Source organism: Legionella sp. PATHC032, from assembly GCF_026191185.1.
Lineage (GTDB): Bacteria > Pseudomonadota > Gammaproteobacteria > Legionellales > Legionellaceae > Legionella.
The window spans coordinates 3,315,466-3,327,421 of record NZ_JAPHOV010000001.1 but is presented as its reverse complement, the minus strand read 5'-3'; the positions used below and the strand labels follow the sequence as shown (position 1 = coordinate 3,327,421).

Genomic DNA, 11,956 nt, shown 5'->3' with positions numbered 1-11,956 from the left:
CGCATGAAGTTTAAAAAATTTATTTTGGCCCTCGCTTGTTTATCATCGCCATTATATGCGGATCAAGATCAACAGCTGAACAGTGAAATTCAACGATTACAGCATCAAGCAGAAGATTTACAAGCCCAACTCAACCGATTACAAAAACAATTAGCCAGTCATAAAAGCTCTCAGGACAAGCATGAGGCTGTTGTAAAGCCAGCAGAACCAAAGCCAGTAGAACCACAGAGTAAGCCGGCGGCTAAATCAGGATCTGCGATAGAAGAAAAATATCACTCATCCAAAGTCGAAGTCCATGCGCCTGATGCACATCCGGAATCAATCAGCTTTTATCCAACGGCATTGATAGCTGATAACCGAGTGGTTACCTATATAGCAGGGACTCCTGTAGTAAGCTCGCCATTCCTTGGTGATAGGCCCGCGTTTGATGGTTCTGATTATATAGTAAACATTTCTAGTATTAACCGAGATGTTCGTTTAATGCAGCAACGACGCCGCTTATATAGGGCTTATCAAAAAATAGGCTATCCTATCCCTAACATGCCCATCATTTCATTAAGTGGTAAAACAGAGCCAGCTGCGACATTTAATAATCCATTTCGATCAACCAATACTGATGGTGATATCACCCTTGGCTCAAGTGAGCTGGACGTTGCTGCCGCATTGAATGAAAATGTCGAGGCGTATATTGCAATTGCCTATGATGAAAGCCCTCCTGCAATTGGACCACGGGTTAATAATTCGGCATTTAATTTAAATATGGGATTTGTCAACATTGGTAATTTGGATAAAAGCCCGCTTTATTTTACAGCAGGGCAAGTCTATGTTCCTTTTGGCCGCTATTCCAGTGCGATGGTTAGTGCGCCTGTAACAATGAATTTGGCGAGGACCAAAACAAGGCCTGTCATTTTTGGTTATAAGTCTCAGGCTGATACCGGTCCTTTCGGCGCAGTTTATGGCTACAGAAGTGATACCACTTTGGGTCGTTCAGGAGTCGGAGGCGTTAATTTAGGGTATATTTTCGGATTTGATAATGACATCAATGGTGAGGTAGGGGGTGGTTTCATTAGCTCTGTTGCTGATGCGGGTGGTATGCAAAGTACAGGTTCCAATGTGGGGACAACGTTTGGCGGTTTTGGTTCCATAACAAACGGTAATGAAAACGTTCGTAAAACAAAAGCTGCTGATGTCCATGGCCACATTGGTTACGATCGTTATAATCTGACCTTGGAATGGGTTGGTGCTGTACAGAGTTTTAGACCCCAAGACTTGAGTTTTAATGGCCAAGGAGCCAGACCCCAAGCTGCCCAAGCAGAACTCGGTATGACTTTTATGGCTTTTAACAGACCAGCCTCCATCGGAGTTGGTTATCAGTGGACAAAAGAAGCATTAGCACTGAATCTGCCTAAACGACGCTATATCGGGGTATTTAACATTTCAATTTGGAAAGACACAGTGGAGAGTATTGAGTACAGGCATGATATTGATTATGGGCTTACTCAGTTTGCTAATGGTGCTGCACCTCCAGGTTTAGTCAATCTTCCAACTTTAGGTACAGGAAAATCTGCGGATACGGTTTCAGCCCAAATAGGAGTTTTTTTCTAACCCATCACCAGTCTGAATAGCGGACTTGTAACAATTCAATCGCTTGCAAGCTGATGTGTTTACAGGTCTGCTTACATCGAATGGGGGTGAGTATCCTGACCAACTCAACAATAGGTAAAGATCTTGAATTGACGTGACCAGCTCCCCTTGTTTTTTCAACCTGTGCTATCTTTTATTTTATAACTACCTCTTATAGGGATGTAAAAATGCACCGGGATTGTGTCAGGCAAGAGGGGCAGGACAAAGTCAATAATCTTTTTTGCAAATTGGCAGCAGTGAAAAGAATTCTAAAAGGAATGATGTTCGCAAGCAGACTATCTTTATCAGTTCCTGAGGATTCAGATTCTGAAGCAACAAAACAATCCCCAGCCTCAGCAACGTGTCAAAAGGGACTAAGTAAATTAATGCAGACAAGTTGTATTTTTATATTCCTTACCTTGTTCCTTTTAATTGGATTGAACACTTCATTTGCAGCAAAAATTGTAGAATTGAATATAAAAGGACCAATTGGGCCTGCTACAGCAGATTATTTGGAAAGAGGTATTAAAAGCGCTCAAGATGCTGATTTGATAGTGATTTTAATCGATACACCAGGCGGTTTATATGATTCAACACGAAATATTATTCAGTTATTCTTACTTTCTGATGTGCCCATAGTTACTTATGTAAGTCCTACTGGAGCAAGGGCTGCGAGTGCAGGAACTTATTTAATGTATGCGAGTACAATAGCGGCAATGGCGCCCGGCACTCAAATGGGGGCTGCAAGCCCCGTCAGTCTTGGCACAGGATTCAGCGAAGATGAAAAAGATGAGAAAAAAAAATCAATCATGGAAAATAAGGTAACTCATGATGCTGTTGCTACAATAAGGTCACTTGCTCAACTAAGAGGACGCGATCCAGATTTTGCTGAAAAGGCAGTGACAGAAGGTAAATCCATAACGGCGAATGAAGCCCTTAGCAAAGGGGTGATCAATTATATTGCAAAAAATAGAGATGATTTACTGTCTCAAATCCATGGAATAAAAGTCAGTCAAAATAACAGGACAATAACTATCAATACCGAAAGCTCGGACATTCACGTAATCAATCCAGATTGGAGAACTCGTTTTCTATCGGTCATTACCAACCCTACTGTGGCTTACTTATTATTACTGCTCGGAATTTACGGAATTTTCTTTGAGTTGGTGAATCCAGGTTATGTTTTACCAGGAGTAGTTGGCGCAGTTTCAATGATTTTTGCACTGTATGCGCTGCAGCTCTTACCTATAAACTACGCGGGTTTGGGCTTGATCATTTTAGGTATTTTATTTGTCATAGCTGAGGCATTTACTCCAAGTTTTGGAGCGTTAGGTGTAGGGGGAACAGTTTCCTTTATTTTAGGTTCCATTATGTTGATGGATACGGAACATCTGGCTTTTCAGATAGCATGGTCAGCAATTTGGGCTATGGCAGCCCTGAATATATTGATTTTTGTTTTGGTGCTTGGGATGTTAATTAAATCTCGAAACCAAAAAATCAGACATGGCCTGGAAACGCTGGTGGGGGCAAAAGGCAGGGCATTAGGGGACATTAATTTGGAAGGCCAAGCTGTGATTAAGGGAGAGATTTGGAATGTCCATTCAAGTTCTCCAATTGCGGCAAATAAATGTGTTAAAGTCACGCGAGCATCAGGACTATTGTTGGAAGTAGAGGAAGATCAATCGGTTTATTAGTTGGTTATTCCATATTGAATGATTAAGGAGAATGAGATGGGACCATTTCTAGTTATATTACTGGTAGCGATAGGTTTGCTACTGGTTTCAATGTTCAAGGTGTTTAGGGAATATGAGCGCGGAGTGGTATTTATGCTGGGTCGGTTTTGGCGTGTTAAAGGTCCAGGATTGATAATCATTATCCCAATTATTCAACAAGTGGTGCGTGTTGATTTGCGGACCATAGTCATGGACGTGCCCAGTCAAGATGTTATCTCAAGAGATAACGTTTCTGTACGCGTCAATGCAGTGGTGTATTTTCGTGTAGTAGTTCCTGAAAATGCAATCATCCAGGTTGAAAATTATTTTGAAGCAACCAGCCAATTGGCGCAAACTACATTGCGGTCAGTATTGGGTCAGCATGATTTGGATGATATGTTGGCTGAACGTGAGCAACTCAATAGTGATGTGCAAAAGATTCTTGATGCCCAAACAGAAAGCTGGGGCATTAAGGTTTCAAATGTTGAAATCAAGAAGGTGGATTTGGATGAAAGTATGATAAGGGCAATAGCCAAACAGGCTGAAGCGGAAAGGGACAGGAGAGCGAAGGTGATCCATGCGGAGGGAGAGCTACAAGCTTCGGAAAAGTTATTACAAGCTTCTCAAGTACTCGCTCAGCAACCCCAGGCAATGCAGCTAAGATATCTACAAACTTTAGCTACTATAGCGGTTAATAACAATTCAACTATTATTTTCCCTATGCCAATGGAGTTAGGCGATATATTAACCTCTATGGTCGGCAAGAAAAAGTAGACTTTGAGCAGTGTAGCATAAGTCCTAAATATGCCTGAGTGTATAAAGCGATGTCACTGGATGAGAGAAATGGTGATAAGATATTTTATTCCACGTCAAGGTCTGGGTATCAACATTTTCTTAAAATAAAAGCTTTCATCGAAGTTACAATCATTTTATTCTGTATAATTTCCCAAAACAAACTTTTGTTTCATTGACTTTTGTGATAGAAATCTATCTTTTTAAGAAAAGAGGAATATCGTGTCAATCAAATCAGACAGATGGATAGAGAAAATGGCCCTTGAGCACGGGATGATTTCTCCATTTCAGGCCGGTCAAGTGCGAGAAAACCAAAATGGTAAGATTATTTCATATGGTGTATCCAGTTATGGATATGATGTTCGCTGTTCGAATGAATTCAAGATTTTTACGAATATTAATTCAGCGATTGTTGATCCTAAGGCATTTGATGAAAATAGCTTTGTAGATGTTCAGTCTGATGTCTGTATTATTCCTCCGAACTCGTTTGCTTTAGCAAGAACCGTCGAATATTTTCGCATACCGCGCAATATATTAACTATATGCTTGGGTAAATCCACTTATGCTCGTTGTGGGATTATAGTGAATGTTACTCCCCTGGAACCGGAATGGGAGGGGCATGTTACCCTCGAGTTTTCCAATACGACCACTCTGCCCGCCAAGATTTATGCGTATGAAGGAGTTGCTCAAATGCTGTTTTTAGAGGCTAATGAAGTTTGTGCTGTTTCTTATCGTGATCGAAACGGTAAGTACCAGGGGCAAACCGGGGTTACACTACCACGCACTTAGGATGAAAAAAATAGAGTTTTAGTCTTTATCCAAAAGTGGGAACTTGGCTCGCGACGAATTGACGCGCTCGCGTAACTCCTTTCCAGGTTTAAAGTGAGGACTGTATTTGGCCTCTGTCACTACTTTTTCACCTGTTTTAGGATTGTGAGCATTTCGCGGTGGTCGGTAATGAAGAGAAAAGCTGCCAAAGCCACGAATTTCTATTCTTTGGCCATGGATAAGTGCTTCGCTCATTAATTCAAGTATTCTGTTGATGCCATCGGCTACTTGCTTTTCAGTAAGATGCGTCATTCGAGCAGCGATGTGTTCAATGAGTTCGGATTTAATCATATACTCACCTCGTTTTGTCGCGTATTAAATAGACCTATTGCACCCTCTTTTATTTTAGCCTGTTTGCCTGTGCTTCTGTTCGCTTTGTACCTCGAAACGCACGCGTCCCGGCACTAAAATAGAATCCATGAGTTGAGCAACTGGTCTAATGTCTGCTACCAAGACACATCAGGTGCTGACAATTTCCCATTTGATTTTATAAGTATAGTTCGGGTAAAAAATTATTCAATGTTTTCAAGCTGGTTAGTAAAAATTAGTTTTCTTTCTTATGAATGAACGCAAAAACCACACCCCAACTCATTTGTATTTTAGCGTGAGTAACTAATTTAAAACGACTGGATGATAAGGTTTTGCTAGTGGTAATGACGGTTGAAAGTTGTGGCAGGCTATTGAGACGGGTGTTAAGGGCTTCCCAGGTTGCACCGAATAAGGTACTTGAATTAATAAATATTAAGGTCGCCTCAGATAAATCAACGGTTAGAAAATCACCCAATATAAAAGAGACTTTTTTGCTACTCTCTGCATAGCCTTCCATAGCCGCTAATTTCTGGAGACGCTCGCAAGCACATTGGTGTAACTTGGGGAACAATTCGACACCTACACTTTTATGGACGGGGTATACCATAGCGCAGGCTAGAACGGCCTTCCCAGTTCCAGAGCCAAGGTCATAAAAAACAGTATTACGATCAATATTAACCATTGATAATAAGGCGATGAAAGGTAAAAATTCAATTTCCCCATACACATATTCTATTGCATCTCGATTCTTCCTGCTTTTTTGGGAAATCATGAAGCCATTAACATTACAATACAGGATCTGAAAAATGTGAGTATGATGCTTTAAATTTAGCTTTTTTTGCCATCGATTAATGCGCAATTCTTTTCTTGCCTTATCAAGGCAAAACCAAAATAGAATGAGAAACAGAATGAGGCATAAAAAAAACGCTTTTGACGATATGAAGTCAAGCACAGTATTATCCTTGCTTCAAAACATCTTCATTCAAGATTTTTGCCTTTTCCTTTTGACTTAATTTTGGCCACGCTTGAAGGAGAACTTTACCGGCCTGGCGCTCGCTCATGGCCTGGTGGTGCATTTCCCAAGGCATTTCATCATTAAGGTAAATGACTATCACGAAGGCAGTGAGTACAGTGATTAACATGGCAAAAAGACCTACTTTGAATTGAAACATATTAAGCATTTTATTGCTTTTGTTTATGGCATCGTTTGCAACTCGATCAACATGATCACAGCTTTCGTTAGCGATGCGATAAAAATGTTGAACATCATATTTAGCTAGTTGCAAAGTCAGTGTTTGAGTGGCTTGACTGGTATGTTTTTCGATTCTGTCAATGCAGTTTTCTGTTAAGCTTTTGATTTTTTCTTGCTGCTGTTGGAAGATTTGGGTAAATTGATTACAAGTTCTTTCTAAAGAATGCAAATGCGTTTCACCTTGAGCCAAGGCTTTTTCAGCACTTATTTTAAAATGGCTTACTCCTGATTGGGAAATAAGGCTTTGCATTGAAGTTAATTCATTTTGTAGCGATTGGGTCATATGTAGAACTTGCTCAGCCTGTTGCTCAATTTCTTCTCGCCACTCCATCATTTTAGCTTCGACAAACTCAAAATAGGCAATAAATTCACCAGTATGTCTCAGTAACTCTCTAATGCGAGTCAAATCATCTTCCTGATAATGCTCCATGCCCCTCTCCCTACTAAATTCACGGTCAGAGAATCTTCAATAGACTTCTTGCATAAGCTGCCTTTTCCATTTTATTGCCGCGTTACAAACATTTCTGTGTTTGCGCTTTGCCTAAAACAAAATAATCAGTTTATACAAGAAAGCTAATAATATCCTTTAATGCATCTTGCCTCTTTCGCTGTGGATTTAGAATTATGATGTTCCATACTATATTATATCCATAACATTATTTTGAAAACGGCAATTTTTGCCTAAAATTCTCATTCAATTTTCGTTATTAATTCTATAAACTCTCGATTTAGCTCAGTGTAGTAATACCTTATAAAATTGGCATTATTTATGCTTAATATTTAAGATACTCGGCATATACTTTCTTTATATTAAAATCCACTGAGACGAGTTATCAGTTTGCAGAAATAAATGAAGTTCAATGGCATTACATGAAAATGGGCGGCAGTTTAAAAAATGATGTGGTTAAGAGAAATGCCCCCTTGTTAAAAATTTCAGTAGACTGTAAAAACTTTGTTAATATTTCCTTAATCTGGATTGATTAGAATGAAGATATAAGTTGGGATAGGAGAACATTATGCCAAGAGCTAGGTTCTTTAAAGCAGAAAATAATAGTTCGCAAGTACAGCATAGCTTTATTAATGTCGGCGGAGAGCAGTTTCATGCGGCTGCAGTTGCTTTAATTGATTATTTTAAGAGATCCCCACGTATTAATGATGATACTTTGAAAAAAATACTGGAGCGTTTTTATTTTCATTTTCCTAAATACATTCCCAGCCAACCTTATTTGACCCCCTCCGAACGCATGAGTATGTTGATTAATGGGGCACGAAAGTCGGAAATTGTCGAATGTTTTGCTTATGTATTACGCCAATTGGCTATAGATGAGATTTATGCAAAACCTCTCAATTATCGTGATATCTTTGCTGAATTCAACCGTGACACGCCAAAATCATTGTTACGTCAACCATCTACTCCTCTCCCGGCCAGTGCTTTGAGAGCCCTTTCTCATGTAATAGGTACAAACATCACTTTATCTGTTGTGGAAAATGGCAAAGAATTGAGGAAACGTGAAATGTATGTTGGGGATAATCTGAATAGTGCAAAACCCGGGATAACCATTCAGGTCCAGCAAAATAACAGGTATTTCCCTGCCGTGAAAAATAAAGCTGATTTTGTTTATGTAGGGCAATTGGCAGTAAGCCCCCCCAAACCAGTAGAAAGCTCCAATACAAGTGGGAAAGACACTATTGCTGATATGGTTGATTTAATTGCGTCTGATAATAAAAAATTATTACAGACCTATAAACAATGGCATCAGAACTTTTTAACCATGCTTAAATTAGGCGAAATAACAACCCAGAGGATGATTAATATTTACATCAAGTTTTTACCTTCAGAAAAAGGTTTTTTTGTTGATTCAACAGAATTTTTTTCCAGATTATCAGAAGATTTTGACAAACCGGTTATTCCTGATTATTCGGGTGAAAACAAGGATGGAGTCAATCAGTTATTGGCTTCCGCGCTGGCCGGGTGGATTAGTACCAGACAGGTCGATGTTGATCAATTGTTCGATCATTTAGAAAATCGACCTTCTTCAGTATCCATGTCTGTTGGTTAAATTGTGTTGGCAATCCGGATCATTTTTTCAAAGCGGATTGTCAACGGTCATTTTTTGATGAAATAGCAATACGATAGTTTTTTATGGCTTTCAATTAAAGAAAGCCCATTTCTTTCATCCATTCATCATTGGCAAATTTGGACATGTAATTACGAATAGAGTCGGGTAAAATCACCAGACATTTTTGTCCTTTGCTTAAGGATTTGGCTGCTTGCAATGCGGCCCACATGGCTGCTCCACATGAGCCGCCTATTAACAGTCCTTCTTCTTTAATGAGGCGTCTGGCAGTACGGAAAGAATCCGCATCATTGGTTTTTATGTAGGCATCAATCAACGTATTATCCAGCACATCAGGGAAGAAGTCATAACCTATCCCTTCAACATGATAAGATTTGACTTCTGTGCCGCCACCGAGAATCGAGCCTTCGGGATCTGCTCCAATGATTTTGATGGCAGGGTTAAATTCTTTAAGGCGTTTGGCAATGCCTGTAATTGTTCCGCCTGTCCCAACGCCAGCAACAACCATATGCAAATCTTTTCCGAAGTCGTCAATAATTTCCTGAGCGGTCCGAAAATAATGGGCATTGGGGTTATTAGGGTTGGCGTATTGATCAAGGATATGGGAGTTAGGGATTTCAGCTTGTAATTTTTTAGCCAGAGAAATATGACTGTCTGGATCATTATAGGCTGCTTCTGTTGGCGTTCGATAAATGATGGCTCCCAGCCGCTCAAGCACAGATTGCTTTTCCTGGCTCATTTTTTCGGGCATGGTAATAATCACTTTGTAGCCTAATACAGCGCCTGCCAAGGCTATACCTATCCCGGTATTCCCGGAAGTAGGCTCGATCAAGGTATCTCCTGGTTTAATTCTCCCTTCCTTTTCTGCCTTTGTTACCATTTCATAGCCAATACGATCCTTTACAGAGCCGCCAGGATTAAAGAATTCGCATTTGGCATACAGCTCACATTCCAGATCTTTTCCCAGTCTGTTAATTTTTACAACGGGAGTATGGCCTATAGTAGCCAGTATGTTAGGGTAAATCATGGTAGTCCTTTGTCATGGTGAAATAAGTTGATTATAAGCGGATAAGGTAAAATAGCAAAATGGTGGTTTCTACAATCCAGTTATTTTCTCTTATTAACGTGGTTTATAGATAAGAATTATATAAGAAGCAGTCGATATCCAATATTCGTTTGGGCTGGGGAGATGCGTAAGCATCGTCTCGAAGCCTTGGTACCAAACATCAAATTTCAGGCAAGGCTTCAAGACAGCCTAAATGCCTCGTCAGCCCTAACGATACAAGATAATGACCTATATTGATCCATAACTCGCGTTTATTGGAAAGAAATGCAAATCATCTTGGCAGTTTATATTTGTGATATCCTCCTTATTAATGCAGGGATACTTCGTTTTTATGGTTATTTCTCCTTTTTTACATTATATTTATTGTGGGCGTTGGTTATTTTTGTAAAAACAGAAAAACATTACTTATTAATTGAGATCAAAAAACGGATTTCTATCTGTTTTACAAAAATGGCAAAAATCCAAAGTGTTTTCAAATAGTTACAATAATTCATTTCAATTGATATTTTGTTTAATTAACGAATGCAGGAAGCTTAATTATGATAAATTACAAAACGATAAAATGGAGATATGGCCTCATTGCGCTCTTTGCTTTAGGGGTATCAGGATGTTATTTTGACGGGACAAGCCCTCAAGAAAGAGGGTATTCTTACCAGGAAAATAGCATGCCATCCAGTGGAGGACAAACCACCGCTAGCAATCAATCCCAGCCGCAACAAAAAAGCTATGCGTCAAAGGATACCTCTCAAAAATCTACTCCTGGGCCAAAGCGAACCGCTGCACCCCAACTCCCGGTAATTCAATAAAAAGAGTTTTACTTATTATCCCTCATAATCAACTTATATGAGGGATAACTAAAACTTGTTCAAAAGATTTTCTCATAGGTATGAAATGCCATGATCCTTGATAGTTATCAAAGATGGCAGTAGAGAAATTCCTCCTTGTTTTGGTTAGAACCATAATGTTATTTTTTCTGATATTTGCGTGCCTTGAAAAATTATTTTAGAATGGCGGCCGTTTAGTAGTCTGAAATACAGGAGTAGATGATGGATAAGTTAAATTGGGAGCAGCCTGAGGTTTGTGCTATACCAATAGACAGTGTTAGCGCTAGCACTGAGGAAGCTGACGTTCAGGACGGCAGTAGTGAAAGCGGCCTTTCCTCAAGCAGCAGTTCAGGTGGTTAAAAAGAAAAGGGTTCTTTATAAGTAAAGTACAAATTACCCTTTTTCTATTTTTTAGATTCGCCAGCAATCAAGCCTTTAGGATAATTAATGGAATATGGCAACCTTATTGATATTTTAAACACGAATGAAACCGCCTTGACTTCATTTTCAGCACCTGAAATCCTAAAGACAGCACAAAGAATGCGCCTGACCAATTCGGTTTATACCATTTTAAGGGAGCACTATGGTATTCCTGCTTCTCAACTCGCTAACTTTAAGCTCGTTTTAAAGGAAAATAGAGACAGGGCCATTAGGAAATTATTTTTGTCCATCAAAATCAACGAGCTTTTTCAGCAATACAATATTCCGGTTATTCACCTGAAAGGACTACCACTCTCGCAAAAATTGTTTGGAGACCCTTTGATTCGTCAGTCATGCGACATCGATTTATATATTTCTCCCCAGCACTTGGAACAGGCAGATGAAGTGTTTTTTGAAAATGGAATCATTCGGGATAAATACAGTTTCTTACATGACGTTAATAAGCTAAAGAAACATCGAGTACTAAAGGATGTTTCGTACGTGGCTGAAAAATATGGTATTAAAATCGAACTCCACTGGCGTTTGTTTAGATGGAAAGATAAATTCAATCAGCCTTTTGAGTTTTATTGGAACAATAAAGTGCCGATTTTGGTGGGGGGAAAAAATTTATTTTATACCCTGTCCCCTATTGACGAGTATCTGTATGTCGCTGTACATGGAGCGAATCATGGATTTGAATCTTTGCACTGGCTTTATGATTTTGCCCGTTATTCCACCTTGCTCAGCCAGGATGACCGCAGAAGAGTTGTTGAATTGGTTAATAGTCTTTCCATACAGACAGAGTATCAAATGGCGACTTATTGTGCGGAGAGAATATTTCCAAGTGTGTTTACAGAAAGCGGTAATGCAGGTTTACTACCCAACTCTTTAACGAGAAAAGCCCTGATTTCTTTAATTTACCATTCAAAAAGCACATATCGCTCGAAAAGAAGAATATTACGTATGATGGCGAACAAATTTTATTACATTTAATGAAAAGCTTAGAGTAGAAATGGAGCTTGCTACTACCGGCAACGAATTTATTAGTTTTG

Annotated in this window: 12 protein-coding genes; 8 read left to right on the top strand and 4 right to left on the bottom strand. The window is 39.4% G+C overall.

Going from position 1 to position 11,956, the window contains the following annotated elements; genetic code table 11:
• Nucleotides 1-3: 3 nt before the first annotated feature.
• The 4 genes from OQJ02_RS14840 to dcd all read left to right on the top strand — a co-directional run bounded on the left by OQJ02_RS14840 (nucleotide 4) and on the right by dcd (nucleotide 4,916).
• A complete protein-coding gene (locus OQJ02_RS14840; RefSeq protein ID WP_265719735.1) occupies nucleotides 4-1,605 on the top strand; it encodes an LbtU family siderophore porin in 1,602 nt (533 codons plus the stop codon).
• Between the two features lie 206 nt (nucleotides 1,606-1,811).
• Nucleotides 1,812-3,317: an NfeD family protein gene (locus tag OQJ02_RS14835; protein ID WP_265719734.1), complete on the top strand. Its 1,506-nt coding sequence runs from the start codon at nucleotides 1,812-1,814 to the stop codon at nucleotides 3,315-3,317.
• A gap of 36 nt (nucleotides 3,318-3,353) precedes the next feature.
• A complete protein-coding gene (locus OQJ02_RS14830; RefSeq protein ID WP_061485554.1) occupies nucleotides 3,354-4,109 on the top strand; it encodes a slipin family protein in 756 nt (251 codons plus the stop codon).
• Nucleotides 4,110-4,349: 240 nt separating this feature from the next.
• A complete protein-coding gene (gene dcd / locus OQJ02_RS14825) occupies nucleotides 4,350-4,916 on the top strand; it encodes a dCTP deaminase (RefSeq protein ID WP_038839953.1) in 567 nt (188 codons plus the stop codon).
• Nucleotides 4,917-4,934: 18 nt separating this feature from the next.
• On the opposite strand, the gene OQJ02_RS14820 is transcribed toward dcd, so the two are convergent.
• The 3 genes from OQJ02_RS14820 to OQJ02_RS14810 form a co-directional block, all read right to left on the bottom strand.
• Nucleotides 4,935-5,246, bottom strand: coding sequence for an integration host factor subunit beta (locus OQJ02_RS14820; RefSeq protein WP_010948640.1), 312 nt, complete (start codon nucleotides 5,244-5,246; stop codon nucleotides 4,935-4,937).
• Nucleotides 5,247-5,499: 253 nt separating this feature from the next.
• The gene (locus OQJ02_RS14815; protein ID WP_265719733.1) at nucleotides 5,500-6,216 is read right to left on the bottom strand and encodes a methyltransferase; all 717 of its coding nucleotides are present in this window, start codon (nucleotides 6,214-6,216) and stop codon (nucleotides 5,500-5,502) included.
• 4 nt (nucleotides 6,217-6,220) lie between these two features.
• Entirely contained in the window at nucleotides 6,221-6,946 is a 726-nt protein-coding gene (locus OQJ02_RS14810) for a hypothetical protein (protein WP_265719732.1), read from the bottom strand.
• A 586-nt stretch (nucleotides 6,947-7,532) separates the two neighbouring features.
• On the opposite strand from OQJ02_RS14810, the gene OQJ02_RS14805 reads away from it, so the two are divergent.
• Nucleotides 7,533-8,576, top strand: a complete 1,044-nt coding sequence (locus OQJ02_RS14805; RefSeq protein ID WP_265719731.1) for a hypothetical protein — start codon at nucleotides 7,533-7,535, stop codon at nucleotides 8,574-8,576.
• A 94-nt stretch (nucleotides 8,577-8,670) separates the two neighbouring features.
• On the opposite strand, the gene OQJ02_RS14800 is transcribed toward OQJ02_RS14805, so the two are convergent.
• Complete coding sequence (locus OQJ02_RS14800) at nucleotides 8,671-9,621, bottom strand: pyridoxal-phosphate dependent enzyme (RefSeq protein ID WP_265719730.1); 951 nt, start codon at nucleotides 9,619-9,621, stop codon at nucleotides 8,671-8,673.
• 578 nt (nucleotides 9,622-10,199) lie between these two features.
• On the opposite strand from OQJ02_RS14800, the gene OQJ02_RS14795 reads away from it, so the two are divergent.
• The 3 genes from OQJ02_RS14795 to OQJ02_RS14785 all read left to right on the top strand — a co-directional run bounded on the left by OQJ02_RS14795 (nucleotide 10,200) and on the right by OQJ02_RS14785 (nucleotide 11,897).
• Entirely contained in the window at nucleotides 10,200-10,466 is a 267-nt protein-coding gene (locus tag OQJ02_RS14795; RefSeq protein ID WP_014327031.1) for a hypothetical protein, read from the top strand.
• Between the two features lie 240 nt (nucleotides 10,467-10,706).
• Nucleotides 10,707-10,844, top strand: coding sequence for a hypothetical protein (locus tag OQJ02_RS14790; RefSeq protein WP_015443875.1), 138 nt, complete (start codon nucleotides 10,707-10,709; stop codon nucleotides 10,842-10,844).
• An 87-nt stretch (nucleotides 10,845-10,931) separates the two neighbouring features.
• On the top strand, nucleotides 10,932-11,897 hold the full coding sequence (locus OQJ02_RS14785) for a nucleotidyltransferase family protein (protein WP_265719729.1): 966 nt from the start codon (nucleotides 10,932-10,934) through the stop codon (nucleotides 11,895-11,897).
• The last annotated feature ends 59 nt before the right edge of the window (nucleotides 11,898-11,956 follow it).

What these genes read in the sequence shown, in the direction of transcription:
- OQJ02_RS14795 (WP_014327031.1), top strand. Translation starts at nt 10,200, where the DNA reads ATGATAAATTACAAAACGATAAAATGGAGATATGGCCTCATTGCGCTC.
- OQJ02_RS14835 (WP_265719734.1), top strand. Translation starts at nt 1,812, where the DNA reads ATGCACCGGGATTGTGTCAGGCAAGAGGGGCAGGACAAAGTCAATAAT.
- OQJ02_RS14810 (WP_265719732.1), bottom strand. Translation starts at nt 6,946, where the DNA reads ATGGAGCATTATCAGGAAGATGATTTGACTCGCATTAGAGAGTTACTG.
- OQJ02_RS14805 (WP_265719731.1), top strand. Translation starts at nt 7,533, where the DNA reads ATGCCAAGAGCTAGGTTCTTTAAAGCAGAAAATAATAGTTCGCAAGTA.
- OQJ02_RS14830 (WP_061485554.1), top strand. Translation starts at nt 3,354, where the DNA reads ATGGGACCATTTCTAGTTATATTACTGGTAGCGATAGGTTTGCTACTG.
- OQJ02_RS14790 (WP_015443875.1), top strand. Translation starts at nt 10,707, where the DNA reads ATGGATAAGTTAAATTGGGAGCAGCCTGAGGTTTGTGCTATACCAATA.
- OQJ02_RS14785 (WP_265719729.1), top strand. Translation starts at nt 10,932, where the DNA reads ATGGAATATGGCAACCTTATTGATATTTTAAACACGAATGAAACCGCC.
- OQJ02_RS14800 (WP_265719730.1), bottom strand. Translation starts at nt 9,621, where the DNA reads ATGATTTACCCTAACATACTGGCTACTATAGGCCATACTCCCGTTGTA.
- OQJ02_RS14820 (WP_010948640.1), bottom strand. Translation starts at nt 5,246, where the DNA reads ATGATTAAATCCGAACTCATTGAACACATCGCTGCTCGAATGACGCAT.
- OQJ02_RS14840 (WP_265719735.1), top strand. Translation starts at nt 4, where the DNA reads ATGAAGTTTAAAAAATTTATTTTGGCCCTCGCTTGTTTATCATCGCCA.